Source organism: Mycobacterium innocens (assembly GCF_900566055.1).
Lineage (GTDB): Bacteria > Actinomycetota > Actinomycetes > Mycobacteriales > Mycobacteriaceae > Mycobacterium > Mycobacterium innocens.
Genome location: NZ_UPHQ01000054.1, coordinates 12,174 through 28,386, shown reverse-complemented (window position 1 = coordinate 28,386; position 16,213 = coordinate 12,174). Strand labels below are relative to the sequence as shown.

Sequence of the window (16,213 nt, the reverse complement as noted above, 5' to 3'; positions counted from 1 at the left end):
CCGGCGAGTTCTCGGTCAGCTTGAGACGATCAAGCGCGTCGAGGTAGGAGTTCACCGTCTCCTTTGCCGGAGCCCGCTGATCGTCACCGGCGATGTCTGCGCCTAGTGCGGTGACTTTGATCGCCGTCCCGACGGATCGCCCGAGCGACGCGAGTGCACGGCGAAGTCGGTCCGGAGTGCGCTTGCCGGTGCCGAGCTCAGGAATGTCGATGTCGACGATCTGGGCAAGGTAGTCGGCAAGCCACCCCCGGGCACTGCGCTCGGACTGATCGAGCAACGCCGGCCAGCCGCCGATGACGATCCGCTCCATGAGGCCAGGGACCGTCATCGCGGTTCGCTTCGCTTGCTGGTCTTCGCCCTGCAGCAGAGCAGCCAGCGAAACCTCACCCGTCGAGTGCCCGGATTCGAATAGGCTCATCGGCCGCATCCGCAGCGTGCCGATCCGACCCGCGCCGGAGTGCAATTCGCGCTCATATCTCGGAGTCGCCGATCCGGTCAGGATGTACAGGCCACGACGGCGAAGATCATCGACATGCCGCCGCACCTGGTCCCATATCTCCGGCGCGCGCTGCCATTCATCGAAAAGAATCGGCGTTTCCTGGTCGAACAGCTCGTCCGGGTTGAGTCCCAGGAGCGCCCGCGCGTTCGGGTCGGTGTCGAAGCGGACTGAACTCTTCGCCTGCTGGAGGGCGGTTTCCGTCTTCCCGCAGCCCTTCGGCCCATCGATGAGAACAGCACCGATCGAGGTCAGCCGCTCGGACAGCTCGGCGTCGAGGACGCGTGCGCGATAGTCGAACATGACGCCAGTCTACGTTTCCGACAACTCTTACTCGCTGGTTTCGACAGTTAATCCTCGCCGTTTTCGACAGTCTAGATTCGCCCGTTCCGGCAACCGCGGGCGATACATCAAAATCCGCGAAGTGATCCTGCCAGGAAACCGGACCATGTCCCCATGTCTGAACGCGGCGACACCCTAACCGCTCGTTGTCGCCAAAAAATCGACCCAGACGACCCGTACAGCTAACTTCGTAGCGAAGAGTAAGGCGCGTTCAGGATGGATTAATAACTGGTGGAGCTAAGGGGACTCGAACCCCTGACCCCCACACTGCCAGTGTGGTGCGCTACCAGCTGCGCCATAGCCCCGAGATGCCGTGCCCATCGAAGCTACACCACCGCCGAGAAGGGTTCAAAGTCGCAGGCCACGACAGCTACCCGAGGACCTGGTTGACGACCTCGCGCGCGGTCTGCTGCACCTCGGCCAGGTGCTCGGGCCCGCGGAAGGACTCGGCATAGATCTTGTAGACGTCCTCGGTGCCCGACGGCCGCGCAGCAAACCACGCATTGGCCGTCGTCACCTTGAGGCCACCCAGCGGTGCGCCGTTGCCGGGAGCGTCGGTCAGCTTGGCGGTGATCGGCTCCCCCGCCAACTCGGTGGCGCTCACCCGGTCGGCCGACAGCTTGGCCAGGCGCGCTTTCTGCTTCCGATCGGCGGGCGCGTCGACCCGGGCGTACGTCGGCGCACCATACTCGGAGGTCAACGCCTGGTACCGCTGCGACGGCGTCACGCCGGTGACGGCCAGGATCTCGGCGGCCAGCAAAGCCATGATGATGCCGTCCTTGTCGGTGGTCCACACCGAGCCGTCCCGGCGCAGAAACGACGCCCCGGCCGACTCCTCGCCACCGAATCCGATGGTGCCGCCGATCAGGCCGTCGACGAACCATTTGAACCCGACGGGCACTTCGACGAGTCGACGGCCGAGCCCGGCGACCACCCGGTCGATGATCGACGAGCTGACCGCGGTCTTGCCGACGGCAATGCCCGCCGGCCACGACGGTCGGTGGGTGTAGAGATAGTCGATCGCCACGGCCAGGTAGTGGTTGGGATTGAGCAGCCCTGCGTCGGGGGTGACGATGCCGTGCCGGTCGGCGTCGGCGTCGTTGCCGGTGGCGATCTGGTAGCGGTCCGGGTCGGCAACCATCGTTCGGAGGAGCCCTGCCATCGCGTCCGGGGAGCTGCAGTCCATCCGGATCTTGCCGTCATGGTCCAGCGTCATGAACCGCCACGTCGCATCGACGAGCGGATTGACCACGGTCAGATCTAGCCGGTGGCGGTCGGCGATCTCGGCCCAGTAGTCCACGCTGGCCCCGCCCAGCGGGTCGGCGCCGATGCGGACGCCGGCCTCGCGGATCGCGGCGATATCGACCACATTGGGCAAGTCGTCGACATAGGAGCCCAGGTAGTCGTGGCGCTGGGCGGCGCGCAGCGCCCGCGCGACCGGCACCCGCTGCACCGCCGAGACGCCGTCACGCAGAATCTCGTTGGCGCGCTTGGCGATTGCGTTGGTCGCGGCGCTGTCGGCCGGGCCGCCGTGGGGCGGGTTGTACTTGAAGCCACCGTCGGGCGGCGGGTTGTGCGACGGCGTCACGACGATGCCGTCGGCCAATGCCGTGGTGCGGCCCCGGTTGTAGGTCACGATGGCGTGGCTGATGGCCGGTGTCGGCGTGTAGCGGTCGCGGCTGTCCACCACCGCCAGCACGTCGTTGGCGGCCAGCACCTCCAGCGCCGACACCCAGGCCGGTTCGGAAAGTCCGTGCGGGTCACGGCCGATGAACAGCGGCCCGGTGGTGCCCTGCTGCGCGCGGAACTCCACGATGGCCTGGGTGATCGCCAGAATGTGCGCCTCGTTGAAGGCGCCGTCGAGCGCCGAGCCGCGGTGTCCCGAGGTGCCGAACACCACCTGCTGTGCGACGTCGTGGGGGTCGGGTTGGATCGAGTAGTACGCCGTCACCAGGTGCGGTAGATCGACGAGGTCTTCGGGCTGGGCCGGCTGACCGGCTCGCGGGTGGGCCACCATGGCACCAATTCTGCCCATTGGCACCTTCGCCGCCATCGGCCAGGCTTTACGCTGCGAAGCGCACCCTTGGCACACCGGAAGGACACGACCAGTGGCACGCCACGACTACCGGGAGTTGGCCGCGATCTTCGCTGGCGGAGCGCTGGGCGCGCTGGCACGTGCGGCACTGGCCACCCTCGCGGTCCCCGACCCGGCCCGGTGGCCATGGCCGACGTTCACCGTCAACATCGTCGGTGCTTTCCTGGTGGGCTACTTCACCACCCGGCTGCTGGAGCGGCTGCCGTTGTCCAGTTATCGGCGCCCGCTGCTGGGCACCGGATTATGCGGTGGCCTCACCACTTTCTCGACCATGCAGGTCGAGACGGTCAGGATGCTCGAGCACGGCCATTGGGTGCTGGCCTTCGCCTACACCGTCGTCAGCATCGTGCTCGGATTGCTGGCGGTGCAGCTCGCCACGGTCTTGGTGCGCCGGGTGCGGGTGCGCGGATGATCTCGGTTGCCGTCTGGCTGGGCGTCATGGTCATCGGCGGGATCGGGTCGGTGTCGCGTTTCCTGGTCGATCGCGCCGTCGCGCGCCGGACGGCGCGGGCATTTCCCTACGGCACGCTGGCGGTGAACCTCAGCGGTGCCGCGCTGCTGGGGTTCCTCGGCGGCCTGACGCTACCCAAAGATGTTGCGCTGCTGGCGGGAACGGCGTTCGTCGGCGCCTACACCACCTTCTCCACCTGGATGCTGGAAACCCAGCGGCTCAGCGAGGACCGCCAGCTGCGTGCGGCATTGGCCAATATCACCGTCAGCGTCATACTCGGACTGGCGGCGGCGCTGCTGGGCCAATGGATCGCGGAGCAGATATGAGTGAGCAAAGCCTGAAGTTGACCGCTTACTTCGGCGAGCGACAACGCGCGGTCGACACCAAACGGTTTCTGGCCGACGCGATGCTGGATCTGTTCGGCGAGAACGGCGTCGCGACGAGCGTTTTGATGCGCGGTACCACGGGCTTCGGACCCAAACACCAGCTGCGCTGCGACCGGACGCTGAGCTTGTCCGAGGATCCTCCGGTCACCATTGTCGCCGTCGACGTCGCGTCGAAGATCCGCGGTCTGGTCGACGATGTGACGGCGATGACCGACCGCGGATTGGTGACGCTGGAACGCGCCCGACTGGTCACGCGACACAGCGGCGCCGAGGCGCTGGGCGAGATGGAAGGCCGAAACGGGGATGCCGCCAAGCTCACCGTCTACGTCGGCCGTCAGGTGCGGGTCGGCGGGACCGCCGCCGGCTACGCTGTCTGCGAACTACTGTATCGGCACGGATTCGCCGGTGCCACAGTGCTTCTCGGTGTCGACGGCACGGCATACGGCGAACGCTTCCGGGCGCGCTTCTTCGGCCGCAACGTCAATGTTCCGTTGATGATCATCGCTATCGGTTCGGTTCCGCAAGTGTCGGCCGCCGCCACCGACCTCGCCGGCCTACTGCCCAACCCACTGCTGACCATCGAACGGGTACGGCTGTGCAAACGCGACGGCGAGCTGTTGGCCCGCCCGCAACAGCTGCCGCCGACCGACGATCAGGGACGAAACCTGTGGCAGAAGCTGATGGTGCACACCGCCGAGGCGACCCATCATGAGGGCCTGCCGATCCATCGCGCGCTGGTGTACCGGCTGATGCAGTCGCAGACGGCCCGGGGCGCGACTGCCCTGCGTGGTGTCTGGGGCTTCCACGGCGATCATAAACCGCACGGGGACAAGCTTTTCCAGCTCGCTCGTAGAGTGCCGGTCACCACCATCATCGTCGATACGCCGGAGGCTATCGCGCGCAGCTTCGATATCGTCGACGAGCTGACTACCCGCCACGGGCTGGTCACCAGCGAGATGGTCCCGGCGGCGGTGTCCTTGACGGGGTCGTCGGGACCGCCGGGGCCGCCCAGAGCGCCCGAAACGCCGCTGGCACAGTACAACTACTGACGGTCGACCGTCACTGCTTCCGAAGGGCGGGCACGTCGTCAAGGGTCCGCGGCAGCACGTAGAGCGCTACCCGCCGGTTCGCCAGCTCGTGTTCGCCGAGGAAGACGCAGCCACCGTTCTCACAGAAATGGCGTATCCCTTTGCTGCGATAGTCCGGGTCGAAAATGATTCGGCGACACTGTGGTTCGGCATTGAGCACGCTGGCCACGAAGTGCGGCAACAGGAGCTGGGCGACGCCCAGGGTGATGATATTCGGATCTGCGGTGGCGGCGTGGATCCCCAGATCATAGGGATCGGCCTCATACAGAGTCGAGATCAAATCCTTTGCAGCCCAGTATAATTCGAGGTAGCCGTGATATTGGCCGTCCAGGCTTCCGACGAACGGCCGCGAGTAGTTGCCGTCGAGCTGTGCCCGCAGATACCGCTGCCATCGCGACGCCGGCCACACGCGTTCCCACGCTCTGGCCAAGTGCGGCCTGCTCATCCACTCGGCGATCATCTCCGCGTCGGTATCCGGATCGGCCAGCCGGAACGCGTACGGCGAGGGCACCGCCGGCGTGGGCGGCGGTGGGACGTTACGGACCTCGTCGGTGAGATCGGTCAGTTGGCGCGGGAAAGGCGCGTCGGCTTCGCTCATGTCAACCAGCAAGCCTACCCACCGCACCCGTTGCGGACAGCCATTTGTCGGCCAGCGCCGAAACCCATCCGGCTACCGCGCCGGCATTCGCCGGCGGCGCCTGGACCAGCACCAGCTCGTCGACGCCCAGTTCGGCCAGGGTCTCGACGTCGCCGACCCGGGGGCTGCGCAGCGCCACGGCCAGTGACAGCTCACCACGGTCGCGACCCGCCTGGGCGCACAGCTGCTCGAGCCTGCCGACCCGTTCGCGCACCGCGTCAACGCCGTCGAGGTTGAACCCGTACCAGCCGTCCGCCCAGGCCGCGACTCGTCGCATCGCCGCATCGCTATTGCCCCCGACCACGATCGGGATGCGGCGCTCACGAGTCGGCTTGGGATTGACCCGGACGCAGTCGAACGCGACGAAGTCTCCGCTGAACGACGCCACATCGTCGCGCCACAACGCGCGCATCGCGGTGACGTATTCGGCGGTGCGCGCCGCGCGACGCTCGAACGGCACCCCGAGCGCTTCGAACTCCTCCCTGGACCATCCGACGCCGACGCCGAGTACCAGTCGTCCGCCGCTCAGCCGATCCAGGCTCGCCGCCTGCTTGGCCACCACGACCGGGTTGTGTTCGGGCAGCAGCAGCACACCGGTCGCGACCGCGATCCGCGACGAGGCGGCGGCGGCGAACGCCAGCGCGATCATCGGGTCCAGCCAATCCGCCTGGGCCGGAACCGCTATCACGCCGTCGTCGGAATAGGGATACCGGGACGCGGGCCGGTCCACCATCACGACGTGTTCGCCGGCCCACAGGGTGGCGAAACCGGCGTTGTCCGCCGCGGATGCGACGGCGTCAATCACCGTCCGGTCGGCGCCGGAACCGATCCCCAGCGCATGCAATCCCAGCCGCATCCGACGATCGTCTCATGCCGGTCAGCGACTCTTGAGCAGCTTCGCCAGGACAGCCGCATGACTGCCGTCGATTTCGCGCGTGGCGGTGACCAGGGTGAGGGGCCCGCTCTCGGCGAGGTCCCGCAGTTCGGCCAGTGCTGAGCTGCTGGCCAGTTCCGCTTCGTAGCGCGCCTCGAATTCGTCGAACCGCTCCCGCCGGTGGTGGTACCACTGTCGCAGTTCCTTCGACGGGGCGACGTCCTTTCGCCAGATACCCACTCGCGGGTCGTCTTTGCGGATTCCCCGCGGCCAGATGCCGTCGACCAGGATGCGTTGGCCGTCGTCGGGACCGGGCTCCTCGTAGATCCGCGTCACTCGGATCTGGCGCTTGGCGCCCATGGCGTCAGTGATACAGCAGATTGGTGTGCTGGCTGCAGTAGCTGTTGACGGCAGCGAGCACGGTCGACTTCGCCTCCTGCTGAGTGAAGTTGCCGGGGCCGCCGACGAGTCTGTTGACCGTCGCCTGGTACGTCTGCGGGGTGGGGCTCTGGTCGAGCATCGCGCAGGTGGTGTGGGCCTCGGCGATCATCGTCTGCAGCGAGACCCGGCCCTGGTAGTTGACCCCGTTCTCGGAGAGCCACTTGATGTAGTAGGAATCCTCGGTGCTCAGCGGATCGGCTTGGGCCACCGGGAAGGCCACCCGGAAGGCCACCGCGCGGGTCACCGGGCAGGTCAGCACAGCCAGGCCCACCAGCGGTACCGCAAACGCTTGTGCAGGCATCATGATCAGCCTCCCGATGAGCGTCATCAGCACCGATGTCAGCAGAACCAACGCTATGCCGGAACTTCCCAGTTCGGGGCGGCTGCGGCGTCTCGATGTCGATCACGTTCGGGCGAACGTCATCAATGTCAGTGGGCCGTGTTAGTATCGAACACATGTTCGACACAATGATCGACCCCCGCGCTGACCAAGCGACCTTGATCGAGCGCATCGCCGAGCTGGAGAGAGTCAAATCGGCGGCCGCTGCGGGCCAGGCCCGAGCGGCGGCCGCCCTGGACACGGCACGCCGGGCCGCCGAAGCTGCCGCCGGCATGCCCGCCGATCGGCGCGGACGTGGCGTCGCCAACGAGGTCGCGCTGGCGCGACGAGACTCACCGGCCCGCGGCGCGCGGCATCTCGGCTTTGCGAAGGCTCTGGTGTACGAGATGCCGCACACGCTCGCCGCGCTGGAATCCGGAGCCCTGTCGGAATGGCGGGCCACCCTGATCGTGCGGGAAAGCGCCTGTCTGGACGTGGCGGATCGGCGCACGCTGGACGCCGAGTTGTGTGGCGACCCGGCGAACCTCGATGGGCTGGGCGATGCGCGGGTGGCCGCGGCCGCCAAGGCGATCGCCTACCGGCTGGACCCGCATGCCGTCGTCGACCGGGCGGCCAAGGCCGCCGAGGAACGCACGGTCACCATCCGACCCGCACCCGACACCATGTCGTATGTGACCGCGCTGCTCCCGGTAGCCCAGGGCGTGTCGGTGTATGCGGCGCTGCGCCGGGAAGCTGACGCTTGCTGCGACGGGCGCCCACGCGGACAGGTCATGGCAGACACCCGGGTCGAGCGGGTCACCGGCCGGCCCGCGACGGTCCCGACCCCGATCGCGGTCAACCTGGTCCTGTCCGACGAGACGCTGCTCGGCGCTGACAGCGCACCGGCGGATGTCTGCGGCTATCGCCCCATCCCCGCGGCTGTGGCCCGCGCGATGGTCGCCGACACCGTCGGTGACACACACTCGCGAGGGGCCCCACCGCGGATACCGCCGATCACCGGTCAGCGACGTCGAGGTCCGCATCGGCATCGCGCTCGCTCGGCACGCCGCCTAGTAGTGGTAGGTGTCCGTCGGGGCGGGCATGTGAACCCGCTCGTCCTCGAACTCCGAGACTTCGATGCCGTAGGCGCGGGCCAGGTCGAGGATCTTGGTGGCCCGCGCAATGCGCGGCAGGTCGGAGCCGTTGCGGATCTCTCCGCCGTCACGCTGGAACTCGGCGAAAAACTCTTTGGCCCAGCCGATTTCGTCTTGCGACGGGGATAATCCCTCGTTTACCACGGCGCATTGTTCGGGCGACAGGCAGATCTTGCCGGTCATGCCGAATTCGACGGAGACCGCCGTCGCCTCGATGAGCTTGAGCGGGTTGGTACCGATGGTCGGCCCGTCGATGGCACTGGGCAGGTTGGCGGCCTTGGCGGCGATGGTGAACCGTGACCGGGCGTAGGCCAGGGTGGTCGGCTCTTCGCCGAACCCGGTGTCGCGACGGAAATCACCGATGCCGAAGGCCAGCCGGAAGGTGCCTTTTGCCGCGGCGATCTCGGTGATGCGCTCCAGGCCCCGGGCCGTTTCGACCAGCGCCACGATCGGCACGTTCGGCAGTCGCAGCGCGGTCTCGGTGACGTGGTCCACCGATTCCACCATCGCCAGCATCACGCCGCCGATCGACGTGCCGGCCAGCGCGGCTATGTCGTCGGCCCACCACGGGGTGCCGAAGCCGTTGATCCGAACCCAGTCGCCGTTTCCTGCGCCCAGCCACCGCACCACATTGTCGCGGGCGGTCGGCTTGTCTTTGGGCGCCACGGCATCCTCGATGTCGAGGACGACGATGTCGGCACGAGAGTGCGCCGCGGACTGGAATCGCTCGGCGTGCGCGCCGTTGACCAACAGCCAGCTGCGGGCGAGAACGGGATCGATGCGTGAACCGATGTCATCGGGATCCGTAGCGGCGCCGTCGACCTGGTCGTACATTGCGTGTTCAGTGGTCATCATCATTTCCGTGGGTGTGTAGCGCGGTTCCCTAAACCTCCTTAAACCTCCCTAAACCGTAGCCTCATCGCGAAACGAGCGGTCGGGCTGATCCGCTTCAGCGGCGCGAACCGCGACGTTCGTGGCCCGCGGTCAGCCGGAACAGCGCGCGGTCCAGAGTCGGCAAGATCTCGGTGATGGCGATTTCGCCGGCGGTGAATCGCGCCACCAGGCCGTAGGCCAGGTTGGACACGATCGGGGGCAGGTCTGCGACGAGGTCGGGGTCGGCCTCGCCGAGCACGGCCATCGCGGCGGGAACGACGGCGTCCAGACCTCGGCTCACCAGCCGCTGACCACCGGGGGCGGACCGCGCACGGTAATAGGCCCGCAGCATGTCCGGGTGACGCTCCCAGGGTTCGAAAATCGTCCGAAACACGCGCATCAGGCCGTCGTAGATGGATTCGTCCGGGCCGGATTGCTGCGTGGCCAAACCGGCGTAGCGGTTCTCGTCCATCCAGCGCTCGAGCGCCGCCAGGATCAGCGCGTCTCGGGTTGGATAACGCTTGTAGATGGTGGCCAGTGAGGTCCGCGCACGGCGGGCCACCTCCCGCAGCTGGACGGCGTCGTAGCCTCCGGTCTCCAGGATGTCGACGACCACTTCCAGGATGGGATCGAGGCTGCGGTCGTGCGGGCGCTCCGGGTCGCCGGTCACCAACACCACCCTTGCCCTCGCTCGGTAACATCGTTACCGTACCGGGTGTAACAACGTTACTCAACGAGGAGGAGCGATGGCCGGCCGAGTCGCCGACAAGGTCGCGGTTGTCACCGGCACGGCCCGCGGCCAGGGCCGCAGTCACGCCGTGCGGCTCGCGCAGGAAATCGCCGACATCATCACGGTCGCAGAAATCGGCGGCACCACCCCCGACATCCGAAGACCTCGCGGAGACGGCCAACCTCGTCAAGGCTCTGGACCGGCGGATCGTCACCGCCGAAGTCGACGTCCGCGATTACGACTCGCTCCAGGACCGCCGTCGACGGCGGGGTCGAGCAACTCGGCCGCCTGGACATCGTCGCCAACGCCGGCGTCGACACCGTGGGAGTCCGGCTGGACCGCATCGACGAAGACGTGTGGCAGCAAATGATCGACGTCAACCTCAGCGGCGTCTGGAAGTCGGTGAAAGCCGCAGTGCCCCATCTAGATTCGGGCGCATCAATCGTCTTGACCAGTTCGGTCGCCGGGCTCAAGGCATATCCCCACACCGGGCACTACGTGGCGGCCAAACACGGGATCGTCGGGCTGATGCGGTCCTTGGCCGTCGAGCTGGGTCCGCGCAACATCCGCGTCAGTTCGGTACACCCGACACACGTGAACACGCCATTGCTGATCAACGACAACACTTTCCGCCTGTTCCGCCCCGACTTGGAAAATCCGGGCCGCGACGACTTTGCCCCGATCTGCCGGACCTTCCATATCCTGCCGATTCCGTGGGTGACGGCCGAGGACATCAGCAACGCGGTCCTGTTCCTGGCGTCTGACGAATCGCGCGACATCACCGGCGTCGCGCTGCCCGTCCACGCCGGCAGCTGCCTCAAGTAAAGGACCGGCACATGAGAACCAAGCTCTACTACGACCCCTACGACGTCAACATCGCCGCCGACCCCTACCCCACCTACGCCCGCCTGCGCGACGAGGCGCCGATCTATTACAACGAGCGCTACAACTTCTGGGCACTGTCGCGGCACGCCGACGTCGAGAAGGCGCTGTCGGATTGGGAGACGTTCTCCAACAGCCGAAGCGACATCCTCGAACTGATCCAGTCCAAGTTCGACATGCCCCCCGGCGTGATGATGTTCGAGGACCCGCCGGTCCACACCATGCTGCGCGGCGTGATGTCGCGGGTCTTCACCCCGCGCCGGATGGCCGCGATCGAAGACCAGATCCGGCGCTACTGCGTCCGCTGCCTCGATCCACTAGTCGGCTCCGACGGCTTCGACATCATCGCCGAACTCGCCTCGATGATGCCGATGCGCGTCATCGGCATGCTGCTGGGCATCCCCGAAGGCGACCAGATCAGTGTCCGGGACGCCAACGACGCCAGCCTGCGCACCAAACCCGGTACGCCGATGAAGGTGGCCGATCCCGACGCGATCGCCGACGGCCGCATCTACGCCGACTACGTCGACTGGCGCGCCAAGAACCCCTCCGACGACCTGATGACCGCGCTGCTCAACGTCGAGTTCGAAGACGAAAACGGCGTCACCAGAAAGCTCACCCGCAACGAGGTGCTGCATTACACCCAGGTCGTCGCCGGCGCCGGCAACGAAACCACCGGACGACTGATCGGCTGGCTGGCCAAGGTGCTCGCTGAGCATCCCGACCAGCGCCGCGAAGTCGAGCGGGACCGTTCGCTGTTGACCCGCACGGTCGACGAGACGTTGCGCTACGAGCCCACCGGTCCCCATGTCGCGCGCTACACCCTCCGCGACTTCGAGTGCTACGACACCACGGTGCCCGCCCACAGCGCCGTACTGCTGCTCTTCGGCGCCGCCAACCGAGACCCGTTGCGCTACCGTGATCCCGACGCGTTCGACATCCACCGCGACAACATCTCCCACCTCACCTTCGGCAAAGGCGTGCACTACTGCCTCGGCGCGAACCTGGCACGGCTGGAAGGAAGGGTCGCCCTCGACGAATTGCTCAACCGATGGCCCGAATGGGGCATCGACTACGACAGCCTCAAGCTCGCGCCGACCTCCACGGTTCGCGGCTGGGAGCGGCTGCGCATCCTCTTGCCGTGAATAGGCCGCGCGAACAGAGTCTGCGTCAACCGCATGAAAACCCCGGCCCGCGATGGTGTTGGATGGCGGAGTGGCAGGCATCAGTCGCAGCCGGACCATAACGGCCGAGCCGCAGGCGATTTGGGACATCCTGGCCGACTTCGGCGCCCTGAGTTCGTGGGCCGGCGGAGTCGACCATTCGTGTGTGTTGAACCACGGCCCGGGCGGCGGGCCGGTGGGCACCACCCGCCGCGTGCAAGTGGGCAGCAACGCGCTGGTGGAACGCATCACCGAGTTCGAGCCGCCCGCCAGGCTGGCCTACGACATCGAAGGCCTGCCGCCGCGGTTACGCAAGGTCGCCAACTGCTGGACGCTTCGGCCCAGCGGCCCGGCGGGCGCTGCCACAGTGGTGAGCCTGACCAGCACGGTCGAGGTCGGCGACGGCAAGCCGGCGCGGATGGCGGAGTGGGTGGCGCTTCGCGTCCTGGCCAAGCAGTCCGAGGCGATGCTGGCCGGGCTGGCACACCGATTGGAGAACACGCATGTCTGATCGCCCCGACATCGTCATCGTGATGACCGACGAGGAGCGCGCGGTACCGCCCTACGAGTCGGCCGACATCCTGGCCTGGCGGCAGCGCACCCTGACCGGGCGCCGCTGGTTCGACGAGCACGGGGTGAATTTCACCCGGCACTACACCGGCTCGCTGGCCTGCGTGCCCAGCCGGCCCACGATGTTCACCGGTCACTACCCCGACCTGCACGGGGTCACCCAGACCGACGGCATCGGCAAACGATTCGACGACTCGCGGCTGCGCTGGCTGCGCGCCGGCGAGGTGCCGACCCTGGGCAACTGGTTCCGCGCGGCCGGCTATGACACCCACTACGACGGCAAGTGGCACATTTCGCACGCCGACCTGCACGACCCGGCGACGGGTGGATCCCTGGCCACCAATGACGACGACGGCGTCGTCGACCCGGCCGCGGTGCAGCGCTACTTCGACGCCGACCCGCTGGGCCCCTACGGTTTCTCCGGTTGGGTGGGTCCCGAACCGCACGGGGGCGGCATGTCCGACTGCGGTCTGCGCCGCGACCCGCTGATCGCCGATCGGGTGGTCGCCTGGCTCAATGACCGCTACGCACGGCGACGCGCCGGTGACGCCGCGGCGCTGCGCCCGTTTCTGCTGGTGGCCAGCTTCGTCAACCCGCACGACATCGTGCTGTTCCCGGCGTGGGTGCGACGCAATCCGCTCAAGCCGTCCCCGCTGGATCCGCCGCCGGTGCCCCCCGCGCCCACCGCCGACGAAGATCTGCGGGCAAAACCGGCTGCCCAGATCGCGTTCCGGGAGGCCTACTACTCCGGCTACGGTCCGGCGCGGGTGGTCAAACGCAACTATGGACGCAACGCGCAGCGCTACCGCGACCTCTACTACCGGCTGCACGCCGAGGTCGACGGACCGATCGACCGGGTGCGCCGAGCGGTCACCGAGGGCGGCTCGGACCATGCAGTTCTGGTGCGCACCGCCGATCACGGCGACCTGCTGGGAGCTCACGGCGGACTGCACCAGAAGTGGTTCAACCTGTACGACGAGGCCACCCAGGTGCCGTTTGTCATCGCCCGCATCGGCGCCAACGCGACCACGGCGCGCACCGTTTCGGCGCCGACATCGCACGTCGACCTGGTGCCCACGCTGCTCGGCGCGGCGGGGGTCGACGTCGACGTCGCGGCCGCACAACTCGCCGAGTCGTTCACCGAAGTGCACCCCCTTCCCGGCCGCAACCTGATGCCGGTGGTCGACGGCGGACCCGCCGATCAGTCCCGGGCGGTGTACGTGATGACGCGTGACAACGTGCTCGAAGGCGACACCGGCGCGTCGGCGTTTGCCCGGCAACTGGGCCGAACCGTGAATCCGCCCGCGCCGCTGCTGATCAAGGTGCCCGCGCACGTGGCCTCCAACTTCGAGGGCCTCGTCGTGCGCGTCGACGACTCCGACGCCGTCGGCGGCGACGGGCACCTGTGGAAGCTGGTACGCACCTTCGACGACCCGGCCACCTGGACCGAACCGGGCGTGCGTCACCTGGCCGGCAACGGCATAGGCGGCGAGGCGTACCGCACCGATCCGGTCAACGACCAGTGGGAGCTCTACGACCTGACCACCGACCCCATCGAGGCCGACAACCGATGGACCGACCCCGCCCTACACGAGCTGCGCCAACATCTGCGGATGCAGCTCAAGCAGCAACGGGCCCTGTCGGTGCCGGAGCGCAATCAGCCGTGGCCGTATGCCAAGCGTCAGCCGCCGGCCGACCCGTCCGGCGGCGTGCTGCGTCGAGCGCTCGGACGATTCAGGTAGCCCCCGGGCGGTGAAATTGCCGTGATGGTCGTGGTCAGGCCGTCGACCACAGCCATAGCGGCAATCTCGGCGGACGTCGACGCGCTTCTGGCTCCCCGAGCAGGGCTCGGGCCATCTCGATCGGCTCGATCTCCAGACCGGCGAGGTCGGCGTTGAAATCGGGTCCCAACAAGTCACCGCCCTCATGCATGCCCCTCAGCGGCCCGTCGATGAACTCGTCAAGGGTCAACGAAGCCGGTTCCATACCCGCCCACTCCCCCGTTGCGTGCCGGCGCGCATAGGCCGCTGTGGAGTAGACCAGATGTACGCAGACCGGCTCGTCGTCTTCGGTCACGTGGTCATTCGAGTGCACCCACGCTCCCCGCAGATCGGGGCCGAGCAGCACCCAGACTTCTCGGGTCGCGCGCACCTGGTCGATGAAGCGCTGATAGTTCGCCTGAAGGTCGGCGGTCAGGTGGAGAGCCACGCCCGACTCTAACCGCCGCCGCGCCCATTGGAACGAGCTGCCGCGTGTCGGCGAACCTGTTACGAGCGGCCGCGCGTCGACAAAGTTTTGCTATGCAGACGCTGCTATTCACCTTCGGGCTGGTGTTGTTCTTGATTGGTCTGCTCACCGGATTCGCCGGGCGCGGGCGCTGACGAATCCCCGGATGGCGCTGTCCAGCCATCTCGAAGGCGTTCTCAACGGCATGTTCCTGGCGCTGCTCGGCCTGCAGTGGCCGCACCTCAACCTGTCCCACGCCTGGCAGGTCGTCACGGTAGTGCTCCTCGTCTACGCCGGCTATGCGAACTGGTTGGCGAGGCTGCTGGCGGCCGCATGGGGGGCGGGCCGCAAACTGGCGCCGATCGCGGCGGGTAGCCACCAGGCCTCGGCGACAAAGGAAGGCAAAGGAAGGCAAAGGAAGGCGTCGTCACCTTCCTGTTCTTGTCGCCGGCGGTGGCCATCGTAGCCGGCGTCGTCATTGTCATCGTCGGGCTCTGACAGCGGTCGGGACCGCCGATCACGCCAGCTGCCCGAGTTCACGCGCGAGCTTGTCCAGGTATCGAAGCGTCTGGTCGTACGGCTCGGTGGGCAGGTCCAGCAAGACGCGCTCGACCCCCAGCGGCTGGTATCCCCACAGATCTTGTGCCGTCGCGTCGCCCCAGTGGCAGACGGTAACCGGTACCTCGCTGCCGGCCAGGGCGCGCAGTCGCTCCAGCGGGCGGGACAGTTGCTCCGGTGACGGGCTGATCGCGATCCAACCGGCGTTCAGGTCGGCGATCCGGGTGAAATTCGCCGGCCCACCTCCGATATAGAGCGGCGGGTAGGGCTTCGTCACCGGCTTCGGCCAGCAGTAGATCGGGTCGAAATCGACATATTTCCCGTGGAATTCGGCTTGCTCCTGTGTCCAAATCTCGATCATGGCGCGCAGCCGCTCGTCGGTCACGCGTCCGCGAACCGCGGGATCGACACGGTGGTTGGCCACTTCTTCGCGCAGCCAACCCACGCCGACGCCGAACCGAAACCGCCCCTGCGACACCGTGTCCAGCGAGGCAACCTCTTTGGCCGTCAGAATCGGATCGCGCTCCGGGATCAACGCGATGCCGGTACCCAAGACCAGCGTCTCGGTGGCAACCGCCGCCGCCGTCAACGCCACGAACGGATCCAGTGTCCGGTAGTACTTGTGCGGAATCGGGCCACCCGCCGGGTAGGGGCTGCGCGTGTCGACCGGGATATGGGTGTGTTCGGCGAGAAACAGCGACTCGAATCCGCGCTGTTCCAGGGCCGCACCCAGCTGTGCCGGGCCGATGCCTTCGTCGGTGACGAATGTCAGGACACCGAACCGCATGCTCGCTCCTATCGTCATGTGCGCGATGACCTTCGGCCGGTGGGCGAAGCGATGCGGCTCACGCCGCGCAGCATCCACGGCGCCCGCCTGGCAACTACCGCCAGGAGTTGCCAGGTGCCCGGCACACCATGCAAGCCGACA

General features: G+C 67.2%; 16 protein-coding genes, 1 tRNA gene and 3 pseudogenes. 9 read left to right on the top strand and 11 right to left on the bottom strand.

Annotation, left to right across the window (positions count from 1 at the left end):
• The 3 genes from EET03_RS06825 to pgm form a co-directional block, all read right to left on the bottom strand.
• Window positions 1-799: ATP-binding protein (locus EET03_RS06825; protein WP_208649014.1), on the bottom strand; the 799-nt coding region annotated here is incomplete at its 3' end.
• Between the two features lie 268 nt (window positions 800-1,067).
• Window positions 1,068-1,143: transfer RNA gene (locus tag EET03_RS06820), tRNA-Ala, on the bottom strand.
• Window positions 1,144-1,208: 65 nt separating this feature from the next.
• On the bottom strand, window positions 1,209-2,855 hold the full coding sequence (pgm, locus tag EET03_RS06815) for a phosphoglucomutase (alpha-D-glucose-1,6-bisphosphate-dependent) (protein WP_075544125.1): 1,647 nt from the start codon (window positions 2,853-2,855) through the stop codon (window positions 1,209-1,211).
• A gap of 91 nt (window positions 2,856-2,946) precedes the next feature.
• On the opposite strand from pgm, the gene crcB (EET03_RS06810) reads away from it, so the two are divergent.
• The 3 genes from crcB (EET03_RS06810) to EET03_RS06800 are packed head-to-tail and all read left to right on the top strand — an operon-like array spanning window position 2,947 to window position 4,819.
• Complete coding sequence (crcB, locus tag EET03_RS06810; RefSeq protein WP_075544126.1) at window positions 2,947-3,345, top strand: fluoride efflux transporter CrcB; 399 nt, start codon at window positions 2,947-2,949, stop codon at window positions 3,343-3,345.
• Window positions 3,342-3,710, top strand: coding sequence for a fluoride efflux transporter CrcB (gene crcB / locus EET03_RS06805; protein WP_075544127.1), 369 nt, complete (start codon window positions 3,342-3,344; stop codon window positions 3,708-3,710). Before crcB (EET03_RS06810) ends, crcB (EET03_RS06805) begins: the two co-directional genes overlap by 4 nt.
• Complete coding sequence (locus tag EET03_RS06800) at window positions 3,707-4,819, top strand: DUF190 domain-containing protein (RefSeq protein ID WP_075544128.1); 1,113 nt, start codon at window positions 3,707-3,709, stop codon at window positions 4,817-4,819. Before crcB (EET03_RS06805) ends, EET03_RS06800 begins: the two co-directional genes overlap by 4 nt.
• Before the next feature lie 10 nt (window positions 4,820-4,829).
• Here EET03_RS06800 and EET03_RS06795 read toward each other — a convergent pair whose 3' ends face one another.
• Genes EET03_RS06795 through EET03_RS06780 form a run of 4 tightly spaced genes read right to left on the bottom strand, consistent with a single transcriptional unit; the run spans window position 4,830 to window position 7,111 of the window.
• Window positions 4,830-5,456: a GNAT family N-acetyltransferase gene (locus EET03_RS06795; protein ID WP_075544129.1), complete on the bottom strand. Its 627-nt coding sequence runs from the start codon at window positions 5,454-5,456 to the stop codon at window positions 4,830-4,832.
• A gap of 1 nt (window position 5,457) precedes the next feature.
• Window positions 5,458-6,351 carry an LLM class F420-dependent oxidoreductase gene (locus EET03_RS06790; RefSeq protein WP_075544130.1) on the bottom strand — a complete coding sequence of 298 codons (894 nt, stop codon included), beginning with the start codon at window positions 6,349-6,351 and terminating at the stop codon, window positions 5,458-5,460.
• A gap of 21 nt (window positions 6,352-6,372) precedes the next feature.
• Complete coding sequence (locus tag EET03_RS06785; RefSeq protein WP_075544131.1) at window positions 6,373-6,729, bottom strand: DUF488 domain-containing protein; 357 nt, start codon at window positions 6,727-6,729, stop codon at window positions 6,373-6,375.
• A gap of 4 nt (window positions 6,730-6,733) precedes the next feature.
• A complete protein-coding gene (locus tag EET03_RS06780) occupies window positions 6,734-7,111 on the bottom strand; it encodes a DUF732 domain-containing protein (RefSeq protein WP_167470599.1) in 378 nt (125 codons plus the stop codon).
• A 155-nt stretch (window positions 7,112-7,266) separates the two neighbouring features.
• Here EET03_RS06780 and EET03_RS06775 point away from each other — a divergent pair.
• Window positions 7,267-8,136 (top strand): annotated as a pseudogene (locus tag EET03_RS06775) (DUF222 domain-containing protein); the annotation flags it as partial.
• A 63-nt stretch (window positions 8,137-8,199) separates the two neighbouring features.
• Here EET03_RS06775 and EET03_RS06770 read toward each other — a convergent pair.
• Together EET03_RS06770 and EET03_RS06765 are read right to left on the bottom strand one after the other, a co-directional pair.
• Entirely contained in the window at window positions 8,200-9,117 is a 918-nt protein-coding gene (locus tag EET03_RS06770) for an HpcH/HpaI aldolase/citrate lyase family protein (protein ID WP_075544133.1), read from the bottom strand.
• 115 nt (window positions 9,118-9,232) lie between these two features.
• On the bottom strand, window positions 9,233-9,826 hold the full coding sequence (locus EET03_RS06765) for a TetR/AcrR family transcriptional regulator (protein WP_099194339.1): 594 nt from the start codon (window positions 9,824-9,826) through the stop codon (window positions 9,233-9,235).
• Between the two features lie 76 nt (window positions 9,827-9,902).
• Here EET03_RS06765 and EET03_RS06760 point away from each other — a divergent pair.
• The 4 genes and pseudogenes from EET03_RS06760 to EET03_RS06745 all read left to right on the top strand — a co-directional run bounded on the left by EET03_RS06760 (window position 9,903) and on the right by EET03_RS06745 (window position 14,243).
• A pseudogene (locus EET03_RS06760) lies at window positions 9,903-10,711 on the top strand (mycofactocin-coupled SDR family oxidoreductase).
• Between the two features lie 11 nt (window positions 10,712-10,722).
• A complete protein-coding gene (locus EET03_RS06755) occupies window positions 10,723-11,913 on the top strand; it encodes a cytochrome P450 (protein WP_075544134.1) in 1,191 nt (396 codons plus the stop codon).
• Between the two features lie 52 nt (window positions 11,914-11,965).
• Window positions 11,966-12,442: an SRPBCC family protein gene (locus EET03_RS06750; protein ID WP_063472243.1), complete on the top strand. Its 477-nt coding sequence runs from the start codon at window positions 11,966-11,968 to the stop codon at window positions 12,440-12,442.
• Window positions 12,435-14,243: a sulfatase-like hydrolase/transferase gene (locus EET03_RS06745; RefSeq protein WP_099194029.1), complete on the top strand. Its 1,809-nt coding sequence runs from the start codon at window positions 12,435-12,437 to the stop codon at window positions 14,241-14,243. Before EET03_RS06750 ends, EET03_RS06745 begins: the two co-directional genes overlap by 8 nt.
• A gap of 34 nt (window positions 14,244-14,277) precedes the next feature.
• Here EET03_RS06745 and EET03_RS06740 read toward each other — a convergent pair whose 3' ends face one another.
• Window positions 14,278-14,709 carry a DUF2750 domain-containing protein gene (locus EET03_RS06740; RefSeq protein ID WP_075544136.1) on the bottom strand — a complete coding sequence of 144 codons (432 nt, stop codon included), beginning with the start codon at window positions 14,707-14,709 and terminating at the stop codon, window positions 14,278-14,280.
• Window positions 14,710-14,801: 92 nt separating this feature from the next.
• Between EET03_RS06740 and EET03_RS06735 the strand changes: the two are divergent.
• Window positions 14,802-15,225, top strand: a pseudogene (locus tag EET03_RS06735) (hydrogenase).
• Window positions 15,226-15,244: 19 nt separating this feature from the next.
• Here the strand turns inward: EET03_RS06735 and EET03_RS06730 are convergent.
• Window positions 15,245-16,072, bottom strand: a complete 828-nt coding sequence (locus EET03_RS06730) for an LLM class F420-dependent oxidoreductase (RefSeq protein WP_075544147.1) — start codon at window positions 16,070-16,072, stop codon at window positions 15,245-15,247.
• Between the last annotated feature and the right edge of the window lie 141 nt (window positions 16,073-16,213).